This window comes from Streptomyces mesophilus (assembly GCF_011044995.1).
GTDB lineage: Bacteria > Actinomycetota > Actinomycetes > Streptomycetales > Streptomycetaceae > Streptomyces > Streptomyces mesophilus.
Window position 1 is genome coordinate 37,057 of record NZ_JAAKZW010000013.1, and the last position, 19,658, is coordinate 56,714.

The following is a 19,658-nucleotide window of genomic DNA, read 5'->3' on the forward strand; positions in this document are numbered from 1 at the left end:
GGACGAAGGACAAAGGAGTCGCGGGTGTCCAGCTCGGATATCTTCATCGGCGAGACCATCGGTACCGCCGTGCTCATCCTGCTCGGCGGCGGTGTCTGTGCCGCCGTCACGCTCAAGCACTCGAAGGCCCGCAACGCCGGATGGCTCGCGATCACCTTCGGCTGGGGCTTCGCCGTGCTGACCGGCGCGTATCTCGCGGGCGGCGTCTCGGGCGCGCACCTCAACCCGGCCGTCACGATCGGCCTGGCGATAGAGGGCGGCACCGAGTGGGGCGACGTTCCCCTCTACCTCTTCTCGCAGCTGATCGGCGCCATGATCGGCGCGGTCCTGGTGTGGGTCACGTACTACGGACAGTTCCAGGCCCATCTGACCGACCGTGAGATCGTCGGCGGTCCCGGCGCACAGGACTCGGTCAAGGCCGTCTCCAAGGACGCGCCCGGCCCGGTCCTCGGCGTCTTCTCCACCGGCCCGGAGATCCGTAACGTCGCGCAGAACCTGGCCACGGAGATCATCGCCACGGTCGTCCTGGTCCTCGCGATCCTCACCCAGGGCCTCAACGGCGACGGCAACGGCCTCGGAGTGCTCGGCGCCCTGATCACCGCGCTCGTCGTGGTCGGCATCGGTCTCTCGCTCGGCGGTCCCACCGGGTACGCCATCAACCCGGTCCGCGACCTCGGCCCGCGCATCGTCCATTCGCTCCTTCCGCTGCCCAACAAGGGCGGTTCGGACTGGTCGTACGCCTGGATCCCGGTCGCAGGACCGATCATCGGCGGTGTGATCGCGGGCGGTCTCTACAAGCTCGCCTTCGCCTGACCGACTCCTACGAGGACGCAAGAGCCGCCGTACACAGACTTCTTGGAGCACCAGAAATGACCGACGCACACACCGCAGGGACCTCCTCCCACGGCGCAGGGCCGTTCATCGCGGCCATCGACCAGGGCACGACCTCTAGCCGCTGCATCGTCTTCGACACGGACGGCCGGATCGTCTCCGTCGACCAGCGCGAGCACGAGCAGATCTTCCCCAAGCCCGGCTGGGTCGAGCACGACGCCAAGGAGATCTGGGCGAACGTCGAGTCCGTGGTCGCGGGCGCCATCTCGAAGGCGGGCATCACCTCCGCCGACGTGAAGGCGATCGGCATCACCAACCAGCGTGAGACCACGCTGATGTGGGACAAGAACACCGGTGAGCCGGTGCACAACGCGATCGTGTGGCAGGACACCCGCACCGACGCGCTGTGCAAGGAGCTCGGCCGCAACGTCGGTCAGGACCGCTTCCGCCGCGAGACCGGTCTGCCGCTCGCGTCGTACTTCTCGGGTCCGAAGGTCCGCTGGCTGCTGGACAACGTCGAGGGTCTGCGCGAGCGCGCCGAGGCCGGCGACATCCTCTTCGGCACGATGGACTCCTGGGTCATCTGGAACCTGACCGGCGGCACCGACGGCGGTGTGCACGTCACGGACGTCACCAACGCCTCGCGCACGATGCTGATGAACCTGCACGACATGGCCTGGGACGAGCGCATCCTGCACTCCATGGGCATCCCGGCCGCCGTGCTGCCCGAGATCCGCTCCTCCGCCGAGGTGTACGGGCACGCCAAGGCGGGCGTGCTCGCGGGTGTGCCGGTCGCGTCGGCGCTCGGTGACCAGCAGGCGGCGCTGTTCGGCCAGACCTGCTTCGCCGAGGGCGAGGCCAAGTCCACGTACGGCACCGGCACCTTCATGCTGATGAACACCGGTGAGACACCGGTGAACTCGTACAACGGACTGCTCACCACGGTCGGTTACCGCATCGGCGACCAGAAGCCCGTCTACGCCCTCGAGGGCTCGATCGCCGTCACCGGTTCGCTGGTGCAGTGGATGCGCGACCAGATGGGTCTGATCAACTCGGCCGCCGAGATCGAGACCCTCGCCTCGTCCGTCGAGGACAACGGTGGTGCGTACTTCGTGCCGGCCTTCTCCGGTCTGTTCGCCCCGTACTGGCGCTCCGACGCCCGCGGTGTGATCGCCGGTCTCACGCGCTACGTGACGAAGGCGCACATCGCGCGCGCCGTCCTGGAAGCCACCGCCTGGCAGACCCGCGAGATCACCGACGCCATGACGAAGGACTCCGGTGTCGAGCTGAGCGCGCTCAAGGTCGACGGCGGCATGACCTCCAACAACCTGCTGATGCAGACCCTTTCGGACTTCCTGGACGCGCCCGTGGTGCGTCCGATGGTGGCCGAGACGACCTGCCTCGGTGCCGCCTACGCCGCCGGTCTCGCCGTCGGCTACTGGCCGGACACCGACGCGCTGCGGGCCAACTGGCGCCGCGCCGCGGAGTGGACCCCCCGTATGCCGGCGGAGCAGCGGGACCGCGAGTACAAGAGCTGGCTCAAGGCCGTGGAGCGGACCATGGGCTGGGTCGAGGATTCCGACGAGGCCTGACAGGCCGGGAAACACAGAGGCCTGACGGGCCTTACTGGATGGAGTCCCGTACCGGCTGAGTGCGGGACTCCGACGAGGAGTTGACCATGAGCACCACCCTGCAGAGCCTCCCTTCGCTCGGGACGCACGCGGCCTCGGGCATCAACCCGGGGCGCGCCGAGACCCGTGAGCAGCTGAGCCGTGCCTCGTACGACCTGCTGGTCATCGGCGGCGGGATCCTGGGCATTTCCACCGCGTGGCACGCCGCGCAGTCCGGGCTGCGGGTGGCGCTCGTGGACGCCGGCGACTTCGCCGGCGCCACCTCCTCGGCCTCGTCCAAGCTGCTGCACGGCGGTCTGCGCTATCTGCAGACCGGCGCGGTGAAGCTGGTCGCCGAGAACCACTTCGAGCGGCGTGCGGTGTCCCGTCAGGTGGCGCCGCACCTCGCCAACCCGCTGACCTTCTATCTGCCCGTCTACAAGGGCGGTCCGCACGGTGCGGCGAAGCTGGGCGCGGGCGTGTTCGCGTACAGCGCGCTCTCCGCGTTCGGCGACGGTGTGGGGCATCTGCTGAGCCCGTCGAAGGCCGCGCAGGACGTGCCGGAGCTGCGGACCGACAACCTCAAGGCCGTGGCCGTGTACGGCGACGACCAGATGAACGACGCGCGGATGGCGCTGATGACGGTCCGCGCGGCCGTCGACTCGGGCGCCGTGGTGCTCAACCACGCCGAGGTGACCGGGCTTCGCTTCACGCGCGGCCGGGTCACGGGCGCCGAGCTCAAGGACCGCCTCGACGGTACGGAGTTCGGGGTCGACGCCCGGCTCGTACTCAATGCGACCGGCCCCTGGGTCGATCACCTGCGCACGCTGGAGGACCCGAACGCGGCGCCCTCGATCCGGCTCTCCAAGGGCGCGCACCTGGTGCTCAAGCGCACCTCGCCGTGGAAGGCCGCGCTCGCGACCCCGATCGACAAGTACCGCATCACGTTCGCCCTGCCGTGGGAGGACATGCTGCTCCTCGGCACCACGGACGAGGTGTACGAGGGCGATCCGCGCGAAGTGTCCGTCACCGAGCAGGACACCAAGCAGATCCTGGACGAGGCCGCGTTCTCCATCCGCGACCAGCAGCTGTCGCGCGACCTGATCACGTACTCCTTCGCGGGTCTGCGCGTGCTGCCCGGCGGTCCCGGCGACACCGCGAAGGCCAAGCGCGAGACGGTCGTGACCGAGGGCAAGGGCGGCATGCTGTCGGTGGCCGGCGGCAAGTGGACCACCTTCCGGCACATCGGCCGCACCGTGATGCACAAGCTGGCGCAGTTGCCGGGCCACCCGCTCGGGGAGGACCTGGAGCCGGTCGGCCGGCTGCCCAAGAAGCTGCCGCTGCCGGGGATCGCCAACCCGCGCGCGGTCGCCCACCGCCTGCTCGTCGACGGTCCGGCGCCAGGCCCGCGGATGGCCGCCGACACGGCGCGCCACCTCGCCACGCACTACGGTTCGCTGGCCTTCGACATCGCGCGCCTGGCCAACGAGAGCCCGGAGCTCGCCCAGCGGATCCACCCGGATGCCCCGGAGATCTGGGCCCAGGTCGTCTACGCCCGTGATCACGAGTGGGCCGAGACGGCGGACGACGTGCTGCGCCGCCGTACGACGCTGACGATCCGCGGTCTCGCCTCCGACGAGGTGCGGGGCAAGGTCCAGGGGCTGCTCGACACCAAGTAGGACCGAGCGGCCCCGGAACACGGGGGAATCGGGGGATGTGAGGGGCGGTCGCCGCGGCGGCCGTCCCTCACACCTGTACGTCAGTGATCACGGAGCGCGCGGCTGGCCCTACGTACAGTCATGGCAAGCGCTTCATCTGCGAGAACGCCTTCCCCGGCAGCCCGGCGCCCCCATAATGGCCGGATACATCGGAGGTATCAGGGAGGGCGCCATGGCTGTCACCGACGAGGCCATCGAGAAGATCAAGGGAATGATCGTCTCCGGGGCATTGCGCCCCGGCGACCGCCTCCCCAAGGAGAGCGAGCTCGCCGCCGAGCTCGGTCTGTCCCGCAACTCGCTGCGCGAGGCCGTACGGGCGCTGTCGCTGATCCGTATCCTCGACGTCCGCCAGGGCGACGGAACATATGTCACCAGCCTGGACCCGCAGCTGCTGCTCGAAGCGCTCAGCTTCGTCGTGGACTTCCACCGCGACGACACGGTCCTGGAGTTCCTCGCGGTCCGCAGGATCCTGGAGCCGGCCGCGACGGCGATGGCCAGCGCCCTGATCGACGACGATCAACTGGACGCGCTCAGCGCGCAGTTGGACGCGCTGGGCCCGGCGCCCTCGGTGGAGGAACTGGTCGCGTGCGACCTGGAGTTCCACCGGGGCATCGTGCAGGCCTCCGGCAACTCGGTGCTCTGCTCGCTGCTCGACGGTCTGTCCGGGCCCACGACCCGGGCCAGGGTCTGGCGCGGGCTGACCCAGGAGGACGCGGTCAGCCGCACGCTGCACGAGCACCGGATGATCCTGGGCTCGCTGCGGGACCGTGACGCGGAGGCCGCCCGTTCCTGGGCGACCGTCCACATCGCGAGCGTGGAGCAGTGGCTGCGCACCACACTCTGAGCACCCCGACCGGCGCGGTCAGTCCTGCTTCTCGCCGCTCGCGAAGCGGGAGATGATCAGGGCGACGATGATGATCGCGCCGTTGAGGAACTGGTTCCACAGCTGGGGCACCCCGCCGAGCGTCATCACATTCACCACGAGCTGCAGCGTCAGCACTCCGGTGAGTGCGCCGAACAAGGTGCCCCGGCCGCCCTTGAGGCTGATCCCGCCGATCACGGCGGCCGCGAACACCTGGAAGATCCAGCCGTTGCCCTGGTTCGCCGCGACCGAGCCGTAGTGGCCGGTGTAGAGGATGCCGGCGAGGGCGGCGAGGACACCGCCGACGGCGAGCACGATCCAGGTGATCCGGTCGACCCGGATACCGGCCGCACGCGCGGCTTCGGGGTTGCCGCCGATCGCGTACAGCGAACGTCCGTGCCGCAGCCACGCGAGGGCGGCGCCGCCGACGGCGAACAGGGCGAGGCAGATCCACACGGAGGCGGGGATGCCCATCCAGTCGGCCTTGCCCAAATACCGGAAGGACTCCGGGACTCCGGTGATGGACTTGCCCTCGGTGATGCCGATCTGCAGACCACGCAGCATGGTCAGCATGCCGAGGGTCGCGATGAACCCGTTGACATGCAGCTTCAGCATCATGAAGCCGTTGAACGTGCCGATCAGCGCGCCGACGAGGAGGCAGATCGGTACGGCGGTCCAGATCGGGAACCACTCCAGACCCGCAAACCGCCCGCCTTCGGTGGGCAGGACGAGCCACATCGCGATCACCGGCGCGATGCCGATGGTCGATTCGAGCGAGAGGTCCATCCGGCCGGCGATCAGGATCAGCGCCTGCCCGAGCACGAGCAGCGAGAGCTCGCTCGACTGCTGCACGACGTTGATGAGGTTGTCGGAGGTCAGGAAGACCGGCGAGACGATATAGCCGATCACCAGCAGGACCAGGATCACGGGCACGAGCGAGAAGTCGCTCCACCGGATCAGATCGAGCCGACTGCGCGCCCCGCCAGCGGACTTGGCCTCGTCGACCTGCACGGGCTGCAAGGTCTCGGTCATGACGTCTGCTCCTTGTTCCCGGAAGTCCCGGCTGTTCCCTCTTGCCCACCATCGGCGGAGGGCGTGGTCTCCCCCACGCCCTCCATCGCGGCCACCAGCTCGCGGTCGCTCCACCCGCTGTCGTACGAGGCGACCACCCGCCCGTGGAACAGGACGAGCACCCGGTCGCAGACCCGCAGATCGTCGAGCTCGTCGGAGACGATCACCGCCGCGCTGCCCTCGCCGGCGACCCGCCGCACCACGCCGAGCAGCGCGTCCTTGGACTTGATGTCGACGCCCGCGGTCGGCCGCAGTGCCACCAGGACCTTGGGGTCGCGGGCGAGCGCGCGGGCGACCACGACCTTCTGCTGATTGCCGCCGGACAGGCCGTTCACCAGCTGCTCGGGGCCGCGGGTCTTGATGTCGAGCGAGGCGATCATCCCGGCCGCGAACTCCCTTGTACGGGACGGCAGTACGGTCCCCCACGGTCCCAGCTGGTCGGCCACCGTGAGCGTGGCGTTCTCGGCGACGCTGCGGCCGAGCACCAGGCCCTGGCGATGGCGGTCCTCGGGGATGTAGCCGATGCCGGCGTCCAGGGCGTGCGGCACGCTGCCGGTACGGACATCGCGGCCCGCCACGTTCACGGCGCCCGAGGTGGGGCTCCGCATGCCGGCGAGCACCTCGCCGAGCGCGGTGTTGCCGCTGGCCGTGGCGCCCGCGAGGCCGACCACCTCACCGGAGCGCACAGAAAGGTCGATCGGGTCGAACTCCCCTTCCAGGGCGAGCTGTTCGGTCCGCAGCACCGTCTCGCCCACCGCATGGTCCGAGCCGTGCACGGAGACGGCATGCCACGAGGAGGCGCCGCCCTTGCCCTCCCCCGTCATCGCCTCGACCAGATCCGCCTTGGAAAGATCGGCCACCTGCTCGGTCAGCACATGGCGGGCGTCGCGGTAGACGGTGACGGTGGTGCAGAGGTCGTAGACCTCCTGGAGGTGGTGCGAGATGTAGAGGAACGCCACGCCCTGCGCCTGGAGTTCGCGCAGCTTGGCGTAGAGGCGCTGGATGCCGCGGGCGTCGAGTTGGGCCGTGGGTTCGTCGAGAATGATCAGCTTGGCGCCGAAGGACAGCGCCTTGGCGATCTCCACGAACTGCCGCTGCTCGACCGCGAGATCCTTCGCCCTGGCCGACGGGTCCACGTCCACCCCGTACGAGGCAAGCAGTTCACGTGCCTTCTGCCGCAGCCGTGACCAGCGGATATAGCGCTCCCCCGGCTCGAACCGGTTGAGAAAGAGGTTCTCGGCGACGGTCAGTTCGGGTACGACCATCGACTTCTGGTAGACGCAGGCGACCTTGGACTGCCAGGCTGCCATGTCGCCGTAATCAGGCGCCGGTTCACCGTGGAAGCGCACGGTGCCAGCGTCCGGCTTGTGCAGTCCGGTCAGTACGTTGACCAGGGTCGACTTTCCCGCGCCGTTGCGCCCGACGAGCGCGTGGGACTCGCCGGGGCGCACGGTCAGACCGACGTCGTCGAGCGCCAGGGTGGGCCCGAAGCGCTTGACGACGCCTTCCGCCCGGACGGCGGGCGGCCTTTCCAACTGCTCGGTCATGGCGGCTACTTCTTGTCCAGCTGGTTGGCCCAGAGCTTGGGGTCGTCCACGTTCTCCTTGGTCACCAGGGGCGCGGGGAGCTGGTCCTCGTACCCGTTGGGGATCTTGATGACGGTGGAGTCGTGGTCGGTGGGACCCTCCTTGGCCTTCTCGCCCGCCAGGGCCTTCTTCGCCCAGTACAGCGCGATGTTGGCGTAGAGGTCGGCCGGCTGCGAGACGGTCGCGTCGATCGTCCCCTTGCGGATGGCGTCCAGCTCCTGCGGGATGCCGTCGTTGGAGATGATCGTGATGTGGCCCTTCTCGCCCCTCGGGACCAGCCGCTTCTTCTGCTCCAGGAGCGCGAGGGTGGGCTCGAGGAACGCGCCGCCGGCCTGCATGTAGATCCCGTCGATGTCCGGGTGGGCGGCCATCGTGGTCTGCAGCTTGGCCGAGGCGACCTCGCCCTTCCATTCGGTGGCCAGCTCGAACACCTTGATGTCCGGGTAGTTCTTGTCCATGCACGCCTTGAACGCCTCGGAGCGGTCACGGCCGTTGATGGAGGCCAGGTCGCCCTGGAACTCCACGACCTTGCCCTTGCCCTTCAGCTGTTCGCCGAGGTACTTGCAGGCCTGTTCGCCGTACGCGCGGTTGTCGGCGCGCACGACCATGTAGACATCGCCCTGGTCGGGCCGGGTGTCGACGCTGATGGCCGGGATGTCCTTCTCGGCAAGGTTGTTGAGGGTCTCGGCGACCGCTCCGGTGTCCTGCGGCGCCATGATGACAGCCTTGGCGCCCTGGTCCTGGAAGGTCTGGACGTTGGCGGCGAGCTTGCCGATGTCGTTCTGCGAGTTGGTGAACGGCAGATGGCCGAGCTTCTCCGTCTTGACGCCCTTCTCCATGTACTGCTGGTAGGAGTTCCAGAAGTCGGTGTCGCTGCGTGGCAGATCGATACCGACCTTGCCGCCGCCTCCCGCGCCGTCAGTGCCGTTTGCGGAGTCCCGGTTGCAGGCCGACAGCGCGGAGACGGCTATCAGTGCGGCGGCCAGCGCCGCACTCGTCGTACGGAATCTCATGAGGTCCTCCCTGGGGTGCCAGGCCGCCAGACCGGCCCGTCGGGATAGCGGTGGGCGGCGATCGACTCGGGGTGCATCCGGGCGGAGAAGCCCGGTGCGGCGGGTGCCTGGTAGCGACCCGATGCGACGACCGCGGGGTGCGTGAAGTGCTCGTGCAGATGGTCCACGTACTCGATGACCCGGCCTTCGAGGGAGCCGGAGACCGCCACGTAGTCGAACATGGCGAGATGCTGGACGAGTTCGCACAGTCCGACCCCGCCCGCGTGCGGGCAGACCGGCACCCCGAACTTGGCGGCGAGCAGCAGGATGGCGAGGTTCTCGTTGACGCCCGCGACCCGGGCCGCGTCGATCTGGACGAAGTCGACGGCGCCGGCCTGCAGGAGCTGTTTGAACACCACGCGGTTGGCGGCGTGTTCACCGGTGGCGACCTTCACCGGCTGTCCTGCGCGTACGGCGGCGTGGCCGAGGATGTCGTCGGGGCTGGTCGGCTCCTCGATCCAGTGCGGATCGAACGGTGCGAGCGCCTCCATCCAGCGGATGGCGTCGGCCACGTCCCAGCGCTGGTTGGCGTCGACGGCGATCCGTACGGAGGGGCCGACGGCCTCGCGGGCCAGCCGCATCCGGCGCAGATCGTCGGCCAGGCTCTCGCCGACCTTCAGCTTGATCTGCTCGAACCCCTCGGCCACGGCCTCCTTGGCGAGCCGCACCAGCTTGGCGTCGTCATAGCCGAGCCAGCCGGCCGAGGTGGTGTACGCGGGATAGCCCGTGGCCCGCAGCCGATCCGCTCTTTCCCGTCTGCCGGGTGCGGCGGCGCGCAGGATGCCGAGGGCTTCGTCGGGGGTGAGGGCGTCGCTCAAGTACCGGAAGTCCACGAGGGAGACGAGCTCTTCGGGGCTCATGGCCGCGAGGAACTCCCAGACGGGCAGGCCCGCTCGCTTGGCGGCCAGGTCCCAGGCCGCGTTGACCACGGCGCCGGCCGCCATATGCATGACGCCCTTCTCGGGGCCGAGCCAGCGCAGCTGCGAATCGTGGGTGAGTTCGTGGTGCAGTGCGGCCAGATCCGCCGCGTCCCGTGGTGCCCGGCGGCCGATGAGGTACGGACGCAGGGACCGGATGGCGGCCGCCATGACGTCGTTCCCGCGGCCGATGGTGAAGCAGAACCCATGCCCCTCGGCTCCGGTGCCGGTGCGGATCACCAGATACGCGGCCGAGTAGTCGGGGTCGGGGTTCATGGCGTCGGAGCCGTCGAGCTGCCGCGAGGTCGGGAAGCGTATGTCCTCCACCTCGAAGCCGGTGACGGTCTCGCTCATGCACGCCCCCGTTACGTCGCGCCGGACATCGGATCTTTGCTGGACATCCGATGTATAGCCCTTAGAACGGGGGTCGTCCAGAGTTCTGACGCAACTTACGGGTTACAGCTCGGATGAATTCCGAGGCGGTGGTTTGGAGGCGATGTCCCCAAGACAAACTCCCCTCACCCTGACCACACCACACCAGGGCCGTGCAAGGGGGCTGCGGAAGGCCCCCGTACAAGCCGTAAGGTTGGGGCGTGCAAAGAGGAACGTCGGAAGGAGGCGCTGGGTGATCGAGCTCGAAGGGGTTCCCGAGCTGGTCGACCCGGTCATGGTGGCCGCGTTCGAGGGCTGGAACGACGCCGGCGACGCCGCCTCCACCGCGGTCGCGCACCTCGACAAGGAGTGGAAGGGCGAGGTCTTCGCCGCGCTCGACGCCGAGGACTACTACGACTTCCAGGTCAACCGCCCCACGGTCTGGCTGGACGGCGGCACCCGCAAGATCACCTGGCCGACGACCCGGCTCTCGGTGGTCCGCGTCGGCGGCCCCAAGCCGCGCGACCTGGTGATCGTCCGCGGTATCGAACCGTCCATGCGCTGGCGCTCGTTCTGCAACGAACTGCTGGGCTTCGCCCATGAGCTGGGCGTCGAACTCGTCGTCATCCTTGGCGCGTTGCTCGGCGACACCCCGCACACGCGGCCGGTGCCGGTCAGCGGTGTGACCTCGGACGCGGACCTGGCCCGCTCGATGAACCTGGAGGAGACCCGGTACGAGGGTCCCACCGGCATCGTCGGCGTCCTTCAGGAGGCCTGCACGCACGCAGGCGTTCCCGCGGTCTCGCTGTGGGCGGCCGTTCCGCACTATGTGTCGCAGCCGCCGAACCCCAAGGCCACGCTGGCGCTGCTCAACCGCCTCGAGGACCTGATCGACCTCAGGATCCCGCTCGGTGAACTGCCCGAGGACGCCCGCGCCTGGCAGCTCGGCGTGGACCAGCTGGCCGCGGAGGACAGCGAGGTCGCCGAATACGTACAGACGCTGGAGGAGGCCCGGGACACCGCCGAGCTTCCCGAGGCGTCCGGTGAGGCGATCGCGCGGGAGTTCGAGCGGTATCTGCGGCGGCGAGACGGCGGTCCCGGGCATGCGACCGAGGGCGGCGAGGGCCAGTTCCTGCGGGACAGGGACACCCCGCACGACCGCACCAAGCCGCCCTACCCGCCGGCGGACCCGGGGCCGCGGCCCGGCGAGAAAGCCGAGGAGGACGACACCGAGGAAGCCGGCGGCGAGGACGCGTCGGACTGATCTCGGAGTCCCGCGGCCGAGCTCTCGGGGATACGGCTGAGCTCACAGGCATACGTACGGGGCGGCACCTGATGGGTGCCGCCCCGTCCTGCTGGTCCACCGGGTCCGTATGCGCCGCGCTCAGACCTGGTCGATCGCGACCGCGTCGTACGTCGTGTCAGGGCCGGGCTCCGGCACGTCGAAGCGCGCGTTGGGCAGATAGATCCGGTTGCCCCAGGCCGCCGCCGTCGTGGGGATGCGGAACCGCTCCGGATCCGTGATGCGGGCGATCGCCCGGCCGCGCGTGCCCGCCTTGTCCAGGGTGAACACATCGACGGCGTTCTGCTGTTGCTGCACGCAGTAGAGCGTGCGGCCGAGCAGCAGCAGTCCGTCGCCGTTGGGAATCTTGGCGCCGCCGAGATCGACGGCCGCCGCACGGCCGGTACGCGGGTCCACGCGCATCAAAGTGCCGCCGTCCGCAAAGGCGTTCACCACGAGCAGGGCCGATCCGTCCGGGGTGCGCTCGATGCCGTTGGCCGTGAAGTCCGGACCCTGCACCCAGTCACCGGAGAGCGGCACGGTCGTCACCGCGCCGGGCCGCTGCTGCCGGTCGAGGGCGAGACGGTAGAGCTGCGGCTTGAAAGAGTCGGTGAACCAGGCGGCGCCCGGCGTGGGGATGACGTCGTTGACGAAGATGCCGTCCACGGTGGCGAGCGTGCGCAGCGCGCCGGTGCGCGGGTCGGCGATCCGCAGTTCGCTGCTGGGGCCGCCGCACAGGAGCAGATCACCGCTGTCGAGGATCTTCAGGCCGATGGTGGGGTGGTCCGCGCCCTGGCCTCGCACGACGGTCCGGCCGCGCCCCGTGGCCAGGTCCACGCGGTAGACGCCGCCGTGGGCGATGGAGCCGAAGTACGCGTGCGGACTGCGGCCGATGGTGACGCCCTCGGGCTGGAAACCGTTCGGCAGCGGGAACTGCCGGGGCCACGCGGCCTTGTCACGGGTTTCGGCCGCCTGCGCCGTGGAGCCGAGACCTCCGAGGAGTGCCGCGCCACCGAGCGCCGCCCCCGCACCGAGCAGTCCCCGACGTGCTAACGGACGGCCCGGTCTGTTGCTGAATGCCATTGCGCATCCTCTCGTGGAGAAGTCGCCAGAAACGGTCAACAGTCGCTCATACCCCATCACATGACGACTGTCGCCGCAGGGTTTGGCCGAATTGGGGCGTGACATCGGATTCAAGACGAATTGCAGGGGGTTCCCCATTCAACTTGATTTCAAACGCAGTTGGGACGACAGGGGGTGGACGGATCCGCGCAGCGGTAGCAGGGTGGGCCCCGGAGAACCGCGGAGCAGCACCCGACGTACGCAGCAGGACTCGTCCGAGGGGAGCGCACAGCGATGACCGACCAGGTACAGCCGCCGCAGGGACCGGGCAGCACGGGCCCAGGACCCGACGGAGCGGGATTCACCTATCGAGGCGCCGAGCAGGAACTGATCGTGGTCGCACGGCCCGAGGCCCGGCTGCGGGCCGAAGGGACCTCGGTGCGCTCGGCGGCCGGTGCCGACATATCCGCCCTCAACATGTTCCTCAGCGATGAACAGCTGGCGCTGGAGCCGCTGTTCGGCAACGAAGAGCGCATCCAGGCCGCCGTTCCCCCGCAGCAGGTCCAGGAGCCGGGCCCCGATCTCACCCTGTTCTACCGGGTGCGCGGCGGCCGCGAACGGGCCCAGGAGCTGCGGTCACGGATGGCCGCGCTGCCCGAGATCGATACGGCGTACGTCAAGCCCGGCGCCGTACCGGCGACGCTCGGGCCCGTACGGCAGACCACCGAGGAGAATCAGCGCCTCAAGGAAGGCGCCCCCGAGACACCGGACTTCACCTCGCGCCAGGGGTATCTGCGTCCGGCCCCCGAGGGCATCGACGCCCACTGGGCCTGGCAGCGGCCCGGCGGCAGCGGCGAGGGCGTCACGATCATCGATGTCGAAGGCGCCTGGCAGCTCGGCCATGAAGACCTGTCGGCGAAACTCGCCGGCGTCGTAGTAGGCACCCCCGTGCAGGACATCGCCTGGCGCAACCACGGCACCGCGGTGCTCGGCGTCCTCGGCGGCGACCGCAACCGGCGCGGGATCACCGGGATCGTGCCCGAGGCCGTGACCGCGGCCGCGTCCTTCCAGGGCATCGGTTCCGCCGCGGCCATCCACGCGGCGGCCGAGAAGCTCACGCACGGCGATATCGTCCTGATCGAACTGCACCGCCCGGGACCGCAGTTCGACTACGAGACACGCGACGACCAGCGCGGCTACATCCCGCTCGAATGGTGGCCGGACGACTATGCGGCGATCCGCTGGGCCACCGCCAAGGGCGTCATCGTGGTCGAGGCCGCGGGCAACGGCGCCGAGTCGCTCGACGACGCGGTGTACGAGCGCAGGCCGGACGAGTTCCCCGAGTGGTGGCGCAACCCCTTCAACCCGTCCAACCAGCCCTCCGGCGCGGTCCTGGCCGGCGCGGGCGCACCGCCGCCCGGCACCCACGGCCGCGATCACGGACCCGACCGTTCCCGTCTGGCGTTCTCCAACTACGGTGCGCGCGTGGACGCCCAGGGCTGGGGGCGCGAGACCACCACGACCGGCGGCTCGTGGAACCGGCCCGGTGACCTGCAGGGCGGTGCCGAGGAAATCGCCTGGTACACCGACACGTTCTCCGGCACCTCTTCGGCCTCCCCGGTGGTGACCGGAGCGCTCGCCTCGCTGCAGGGCATGCTGAAGGCCTCCGGGTCGGCGCCCATGTCCCCGCAGCAGGCGCGTGAGGTGCTGCGCGCCTCGGGCACACCCCAGCAGGACGCGCCCGGCCGCCCCGCATCCCAGCGCATCGGCAACCGGCCCGACATCAAGGCGGCGCTGACCCGGCTGCTCCCGTCGGCGATCGGCTCGGGCCAGGCCGAGCGGTACTGGGACGAACTGGTCCCCTATCCCCGTGAACTCCCGCCCCGGCTCCGGCTGTTCGTGGCCGGCGCCTGGCGCAACCTCAACCATCCGGCGCCGGAGGTCCGCCAGGCGGTGCACTCCGCCTTCGCCGGCGGCCGGCCGGACATCCGTGTCTGGTACGCGGACGACGAGATCGTGGGCCTGGTCGTCACCGGCTGAGACCGCGCGATCCCCGTACGACGGCATCCATCGACGACATCCATCGATCACAGCACTCCATCACCGAGGGAAGGTGGCACGCGCATGAGCACCACCCCGCAGATGAGTCAGCAAGGTCAGTTCGGACAGCAGCAGGTTCCGCAGCAACAACAGCAGCAGCAGTTCCCGCAGCAGCAGGACCAGCAGGGTTACGGCCAGCAGGGCTTCGGCCAGCAGTCGTCCCCGTACGAGCAGCAGCCCCAACAGGGCCTCGGTCAGCAGGGCTTCAGCCAGCAGCCCCAGCAGGGTTACGGCCAGGGGCAGTTCGGCCCCCAGCCGTACGGACAGCAGCAGTCCGGGCAGCAGCAGGGACCCAGCACCGCGCCCCCGCAGCAGCAGAGCCAGCAGAGCTTCGGCCAGCAGTCGTCCCCGTACGGGCAGTCCGGCCAGCAGCAGCTGCCTCCGCAGCTGCAGCAGCAGCTCCAGCAGCTCGGCCGGCAGCCGAACATCCAGCAGATGCTCCAGCAGATGGGGCAGCAGATGGGCCAGACCGGTCAGATCGGGGCGCAGGCGATCCAGAGCGGCGTCGCCACCCGCTACTGGGATGTCGTGGACGCGCTTCCCGGCCAGCCGCCGATCCTGTTCCTCCTGGTCGACAACGTCTGGCGTGAGCTGCACAACCCCAGCCAGGTGATCCAGGACGTGGTGCAGCGCGCGTTCATCGCGGGCCACCAGGTGCTCGGCTTCTTCGACAGCCAGTCGCCGAACCAGATCCAGGCGATCGTGGTCAACAAGTAGGCCGCGTATGCGCAGAGGTGCAGGGCGGGAAGCGCTTCCCGCCCTGCACCGCGTCGTATCGCCCTGCGGGCGTCAGGCGCAGTGGAACCTGGCCGCCGCCCAGTCCCCGTGATCACCGCTCTTGGAGCCGTTCGTGTCCGTGATCCGCAGATGGACATGGCGTGCGCCGTCCAGGTCCACGTCCACCGGCACGGTCGCCGACGCCCCGGTCACCTCGGGCGAGGTCCACAGGACCTTGCCGTCGGCCTCGACCGAGAAGGCCACCTCTCCATAGCCGTTGATCTCGTCGTCGATGCCGACGTCGGCGGTCAGCTTGGAGCAGCGGCCGCCGAGATAGACCTCGATGTCCGAGTCGGCGTGCCCGCCGATGCCCTTCTCGTACGTGGTCCCGGCGAGCGTCAGCGCCCGGCCGTCCTCGGCGCCGGATTCGCCGTTGCTGCGGTCGCGTTCCGGCGGGCCCCAGCCGTTGGTGGACTTCAGCCACGGCAGATCGCTCGCCCAGGCGTCGGCGGTCGGCGGCGGGGGCATCACGGCCACGGCGAACCGCTGGACGGAGGTGCGGTCCTGGCCCGCCGCCCGGTAGCGGGCGGTGGCGGTCAGCGAGGCCTCGCCGGGCCGCGCGTCCTTGTCCGGGGTGACGGCCACCTCGACCCGGCGGGTCGTGCCGGCGGGAATGCGGTCGACGACCGGTGCGGAGGTCACCTGCCAGCCCTCTGGCGCCTCGACGCCCACCTGGACGCCGGTCGCGTCCCGGCTGCCCGCCGTGACGTCGACGGACACCTTTCCGGCCACCCCGGCACCCAACTCCTGTGCCACAGGCGCCGAAAGCGCGGCCTGTGCGCCGGGCACCGCACCGCCGACCGCGCTGGTGTCCTCGAGTTCGAGCTCGAAGGCCCGGTCGGTCCGCAGCTTCGCGGTCTTGACCTGGACCACGCCACCGCGGTCGTCCCGGTCGTACCACCAGCCCTCCGCCGCCGCGTCGAACGCGGCCTTCGACGCCAGCCGCGGCAGCCCCCGGTCGTCGAGCTCCACGCGGCTCGGCGCGTCCCCGGTGTGCGCGGTGAAGCGGTACGGGCGGCTGCGCTGCTTTCCGCTGAACTCGCCCTCGCTCGCCCCGATCCGGACGGACACGTCACCGGCGCCCTGGCGCGGCGCGTCGACGTCCGCGCGCTGGGTGGCGTACTTGCCGGCGCGGTGTTCCCGCGTCACGCCGTCGTCCTCGTACAGCGTGAAGGAGGACCTGCCCTGCGGATAGACATCCCAGGCGAGCGGCGACTCGGCCGTGCGGTCCTGGTACGAGCGGATTCCGGGCCACATCGGAACCGAGGCCCCCGCCCGTACGAACAGGGGCAGCGTGTCGAGCGGCGCACTGTAGCCGTCCAGAGTGACCGGGCCCTGGTACACGCGCCCGCTCCAGTAGTCGATCCACGTGCCCTTCGGCAGATAGATCCCGTCGCGCGCGGTGGAGTCCTGGTACACGGGTGCGACGAGGAAGTCCTCACCGGTCAGGAACTCGTACTTGGCCGCGTCCGTGCCGGCCTGCGGATCCCCCGGGTACTCCAGCGCGAGCGGCCGCACCGGACCCACGCCGGTCTTCGTGGCCTCGTGCGCGTACGAGTACATGTAGGGCAGCAAGGACTCCTTGAGCTTGAGGTACTTGCGGTTGATGGAGGTGTACGGCTCCCCGTACCGGAAGGGCTGCTTGTCGCTGGCCGCCCAGCCGTTCATCGTCATGAGGGCCGGCAGGAAGGCCTTCCACTGCAGATCACGGGTGTACGTCTTGGGGCTCCCACCGAAGATGCCGTCCACGTCACCTGTGGTGTAGGCGAGGCCCGACATGGTGGCACCGGCGTACGTCGGGATCTGGAAGCGGATGTTCTCCCAGCTGCCCGACTGGTCGCCGGACCACTGCACCCCGCAGCGCTGCGCGCCCGCCCAGCTCTCGGGCGCCCAGGTGAAGCCGCGGGCATCGCTGTGGTCCTCGATCCCCTGGTACGCGTCCTTGCAGCCGTCGAGGGCGAACTTGTAGCCCTCGCCCACCCAGGCGACATCCAGCTTGGCCACCCGCTGTCCGGCCTTCACCTGGCCGGCGAGCTGGTCGATGCCGTCCTCGGTCCACAGACCGAGCTGCATCTTGCGGTCCTGGAGGCCCTTGGCGGTCTCGGCGAGGTTCTCGTAGCCGCAGCCGTAGCCGTCGTTGACGAGCATCCAGCCGTTCGGCATGTCGTGCTCGAGATAGCCGTCGGCCACCTTCAGGGCGTCGAGGGTGTGCCGTTCGCCGCGGTTGGCGTTGTGCAGATAGCAGTCGGCGTCGCCGATCTCCAGACCGTAGAGGGGCGGCAGGAACGGCTTCCCGGTCAGCCGGGTGTAGGCGCCGATGACGTCCTTCGCGCTGTCGGCGCCTTCGCCGGTGAAGTAGTAGGCATCGAAGCGCTGTTCCTTCGCCGAGGCCGTCACGGGGTCGGCGAAGGAGTACGTGTTCGGGGCGTACGTATTGCGGTAGACGCCGTACCCCGACGAAGACAGGTAGAACGGCACGGAGTTGGGGTGGCCCCCGTCGTCCCAGTTGTAGTCGACGCCGACTTCGACGGTCTTGCCGCGGTGCGAGGTGTTGCCGCGGCCGTTCTGCATTCCGGCGCCGTAGTACTGCTCGTCGGCGCCGCGCGCGAGGCTCTGCGTGGTGCGCTCGCCGTTCCAGGTGAGGCCCTTGGTCTCGGCCCAGATCCGACTGCCGTCGGCCCGGTGCAGGGCGAAGCGCAGGGGCTTCTTGTAGGCGCGCAAGGTGACGTGGGACGTGGAGAGCTCGTAGCGGTCGCCCCTGTCGCGCCACTTGGTGGCGGGCGGGGTGCCCTGCGGCAGGACGATGTCGGTGCCGGTGGGGTCGGTGAACTTCCCGTCCGGCGCGAGTTCGATACGGAAGGTCTCGGCCGTCACGAAGGAGACACGGACCTCGGCGGCTCCCGCCGCCAGGTGGTAGACGGACCCGTCGGCCTCGAAGCCGGTGATGTCGCCGACGATGGTGTCCGCGGGCTCGGCCTGCGCGGCCTGCCCGCCGCCGGGTCCGGCGAGCACCGCGGACAACCCCAACAGGGCGGCAACTGCCGTTGCCCTGAACCACTTTGGAGATCTCATGGCGCGTGTGTAGCAGCTGCGCACAGGCGCCACCATGGACGGAGAAAGGCCGCTTCTGGACTTTCCGAAGCGGCCTTCCTCGTGGATCTGCGGTTCTTGGTACTGCCTAGAGAGCCACGCCCAACAGCGCGTCGACAGCCCGCGATACGAGCCCCGGCGCCCCCTCGTCCGTACCGCCCACCGAGCTCTGCAGCTCGGCCCAGCGGTCCACGGCCTCGAGCGCGGAAGGCGCGTCGAGGTCGTTCGACAGGGCCTCGCGGATCTCCTCGACGAGGGCCTCGGCGGCCGGTCCGTCGGGACGCGAGACGGCGGCGCGCCAGCGGCCGAGGCGGGCCACGGCGTCGGCGAGCACCTGGTCGGTCCACTCCCAGTCGGCCCGGTAGTGGTGCGAGAGCAGCGCGAGCCGGATCGCCGCGGGGTCCACACCGTCGCGGCGCAGCGTGCTGACGAAGACGAGATTGCCCTTGGACTTGGACATCTTCGCGCCGTTCAGGCCGACCATGCCGGCGTGGACGTACGCCTTGGCCATGGGGAACTCGCCGGTCAGCACCTGTGCGTGCGAGGCGCCCATCTCGTGGTGCGGGAAGGCCAGGTCGGAGCCGCCGCCCTGGACGTCGAAGCCCATGCCGAGGTGGTCGAGGGCGATGGCCACGCACTCGATGTGCCAGCCGGGCCGTCCGGCGCCGAGCGAGCCGCCGTCCCAGCTCGGTTCGTTCTCGCGGGCGGCCATCCACAGCATCGGGTCGAGCGGGTTCTTCTTGCCGGGCCGCTCGGGGTCGCCGCCGCGTTCGGCGGAGAGCAGCTTCATGGCGGCGGCGTCGAGGTTCGAGACCTTGCCGAAGTTCTTGTCGGAGTCGACCGAGAAGTAGATGTCGCCTTCGAGCTCATAGGCCGCGCCCATGTCCCGCAGCCGCTCCACGAGCGGAACGATGCCGGGTATGGCCTCGACCGCGCCGATGTAGTGCTGCGGCGGGAGCATCCGCAGCGCGGTCATGTCCTCGCGGAACAGCGCCGTCTCGCGCTCCGCGAGCCCGACCCAGTCCTCGCCGTCGCGGATCGCGCGCTCGAGCAGCGGGTCGTCGACGTCCGTGACGTTCTGTACGTAGATGACCTGCCGCTTCGTGTCGAGCCACACGCGCTGAACGAGGTCGAACGCGTTGTAAGTCGCCGCGTGACCCATGTGGGTCGCGTCGTACGGCGTGATGCCGCAGACGTAGATACGGGCGACGGGACCGGGGTCGAGGGGGATGAGCCCACCGGTCGCGGTGTCGTGAATCCTGAGGTCGCGGCCCTTGGCGGGCAGGGCGGGGACCTCGGAAGCGGGCCAGGCATGCATTCCTTGAGCG

The 19,658-nt window shown here is 69.7% G+C and carries 14 protein-coding genes; 7 read left to right on the forward strand and 7 right to left on the reverse strand.

The window, feature by feature from the left end; all coding sequences use genetic code 11:
- Positions 1–24: 24 nt before the first annotated feature.
- The 4 genes from G6045_RS06705 (at position 25) to G6045_RS06720 (ending at position 5,003) form a co-directional block, all read left to right on the forward strand.
- Positions 25–813 carry an MIP/aquaporin family protein gene (locus tag G6045_RS06705; RefSeq protein ID WP_165330883.1) on the forward strand — a complete coding sequence of 263 codons (789 nt, stop codon included), beginning with the start codon at positions 25–27 and terminating at the stop codon, positions 811–813.
- Positions 814–869: 56 nt separating this feature from the next.
- A complete protein-coding gene (gene glpK, locus G6045_RS06710) occupies positions 870–2,423 on the forward strand; it encodes a glycerol kinase GlpK (protein WP_165330884.1) in 1,554 nt (517 codons plus the stop codon).
- Between the two features lie 80 nt (positions 2,424–2,503).
- Entirely contained in the window at positions 2,504–4,120 is a 1,617-nt protein-coding gene (locus tag G6045_RS06715) for a glycerol-3-phosphate dehydrogenase/oxidase (RefSeq protein ID WP_165330912.1), read from the forward strand.
- A 211-nt stretch (positions 4,121–4,331) separates the two neighbouring features.
- A complete protein-coding gene (locus tag G6045_RS06720) occupies positions 4,332–5,003 on the forward strand; it encodes a FadR/GntR family transcriptional regulator (RefSeq protein ID WP_165330885.1) in 672 nt (223 codons plus the stop codon).
- Between the two features lie 18 nt (positions 5,004–5,021).
- Here G6045_RS06720 and G6045_RS06725 read toward each other — a convergent pair whose 3' ends face one another.
- Genes G6045_RS06725 through G6045_RS06740 form a run of 4 tightly spaced genes read right to left on the reverse strand, consistent with a single transcriptional unit; the run spans position 5,022 to position 10,001 of the window.
- A complete protein-coding gene (locus G6045_RS06725; protein WP_165330886.1) occupies positions 5,022–6,053 on the reverse strand; it encodes an ABC transporter permease in 1,032 nt (343 codons plus the stop codon).
- On the reverse strand, positions 6,050–7,639 hold the full coding sequence (locus tag G6045_RS06730; RefSeq protein WP_165330887.1) for a sugar ABC transporter ATP-binding protein: 1,590 nt from the start codon (positions 7,637–7,639) through the stop codon (positions 6,050–6,052). The genes G6045_RS06725 and G6045_RS06730 overlap by 4 nt, the downstream gene beginning before the upstream one ends.
- A 5-nt stretch (positions 7,640–7,644) precedes the next feature.
- The gene (locus G6045_RS06735; protein ID WP_165330888.1) at positions 7,645–8,691 is read right to left on the reverse strand and encodes a sugar ABC transporter substrate-binding protein; all 1,047 of its coding nucleotides are present in this window, start codon (positions 8,689–8,691) and stop codon (positions 7,645–7,647) included.
- Entirely contained in the window at positions 8,688–10,001 is a 1,314-nt protein-coding gene (locus tag G6045_RS06740) for an enolase C-terminal domain-like protein (protein WP_165330889.1), read from the reverse strand. Before G6045_RS06740 ends, G6045_RS06735 begins: the two co-directional genes overlap by 4 nt.
- A 271-nt stretch (positions 10,002–10,272) precedes the next feature.
- Between G6045_RS06740 and G6045_RS06745 the strand changes: the two genes are divergently transcribed.
- Positions 10,273–11,283 carry a PAC2 family protein gene (locus G6045_RS06745; RefSeq protein WP_165330890.1) on the forward strand — a complete coding sequence of 337 codons (1,011 nt, stop codon included), beginning with the start codon at positions 10,273–10,275 and terminating at the stop codon, positions 11,281–11,283.
- Between the two features lie 120 nt (positions 11,284–11,403).
- On the opposite strand, the gene G6045_RS06750 is transcribed toward G6045_RS06745, so the two are convergent.
- Positions 11,404–12,384, reverse strand: a complete 981-nt coding sequence (locus G6045_RS06750; RefSeq protein WP_165330891.1) for an SMP-30/gluconolactonase/LRE family protein — start codon at positions 12,382–12,384, stop codon at positions 11,404–11,406.
- Between the two features lie 273 nt (positions 12,385–12,657).
- Here G6045_RS06750 and G6045_RS06755 point away from each other — a divergent pair, with 273 nt between their 5' ends.
- Positions 12,658–14,403: a S8 family peptidase gene (locus G6045_RS06755; protein WP_165330892.1), complete on the forward strand. Its 1,746-nt coding sequence runs from the start codon at positions 12,658–12,660 to the stop codon at positions 14,401–14,403.
- Between the two features lie 84 nt (positions 14,404–14,487).
- The gene (locus G6045_RS06760; protein WP_165330893.1) at positions 14,488–15,180 is read left to right on the forward strand and encodes a hypothetical protein; all 693 of its coding nucleotides are present in this window, start codon (positions 14,488–14,490) and stop codon (positions 15,178–15,180) included.
- Positions 15,181–15,252: 72 nt separating this feature from the next.
- On the opposite strand, the gene G6045_RS06765 is transcribed toward G6045_RS06760, so the two are convergent.
- Positions 15,253–18,312 carry an NPCBM/NEW2 domain-containing protein gene (locus G6045_RS06765; RefSeq protein ID WP_165330894.1) on the reverse strand — a complete coding sequence of 1,020 codons (3,060 nt, stop codon included), beginning with the start codon at positions 18,310–18,312 and terminating at the stop codon, positions 15,253–15,255.
- 106 nt (positions 18,313–18,418) lie between these two features.
- Positions 18,419–19,648, reverse strand: coding sequence for a cysteine--1-D-myo-inosityl 2-amino-2-deoxy-alpha-D-glucopyranoside ligase (gene mshC / locus G6045_RS06770; protein ID WP_165330895.1), 1,230 nt, complete (start codon positions 19,646–19,648; stop codon positions 18,419–18,421).
- Positions 19,649–19,658: the final 10 nt, after the last annotated feature.

Excerpts from the sequence above, each read along its gene's own strand:
- G6045_RS06750 (WP_165330891.1), bottom strand. The coding sequence starts at position 12,384 with ATGGCATTCAGCAACAGACCGGGCCGTCCGTTAGCACGTCGGGGACTG.
- G6045_RS06760 (WP_165330893.1), top strand. The coding sequence starts at position 14,488 with ATGAGCACCACCCCGCAGATGAGTCAGCAAGGTCAGTTCGGACAGCAG.
- G6045_RS06740 (WP_165330889.1), bottom strand. The coding sequence starts at position 10,001 with ATGAGCGAGACCGTCACCGGCTTCGAGGTGGAGGACATACGCTTCCCG.
- G6045_RS06755 (WP_165330892.1), top strand. The coding sequence starts at position 12,658 with ATGACCGACCAGGTACAGCCGCCGCAGGGACCGGGCAGCACGGGCCCA.
- G6045_RS06765 (WP_165330894.1), bottom strand. The coding sequence starts at position 18,312 with ATGAGATCTCCAAAGTGGTTCAGGGCAACGGCAGTTGCCGCCCTGTTG.
- glpK (WP_165330884.1), top strand. The coding sequence starts at position 870 with ATGACCGACGCACACACCGCAGGGACCTCCTCCCACGGCGCAGGGCCG.
- mshC (WP_165330895.1), bottom strand. The coding sequence starts at position 19,648 with ATGCATGCCTGGCCCGCTTCCGAGGTCCCCGCCCTGCCCGCCAAGGGC.
- G6045_RS06735 (WP_165330888.1), bottom strand. The coding sequence starts at position 8,691 with ATGAGATTCCGTACGACGAGTGCGGCGCTGGCCGCCGCACTGATAGCC.
- G6045_RS06730 (WP_165330887.1), bottom strand. The coding sequence starts at position 7,639 with ATGACCGAGCAGTTGGAAAGGCCGCCCGCCGTCCGGGCGGAAGGCGTC.
- G6045_RS06725 (WP_165330886.1), bottom strand. The coding sequence starts at position 6,053 with ATGACCGAGACCTTGCAGCCCGTGCAGGTCGACGAGGCCAAGTCCGCT.
- G6045_RS06720 (WP_165330885.1), top strand. The coding sequence starts at position 4,332 with ATGGCTGTCACCGACGAGGCCATCGAGAAGATCAAGGGAATGATCGTC.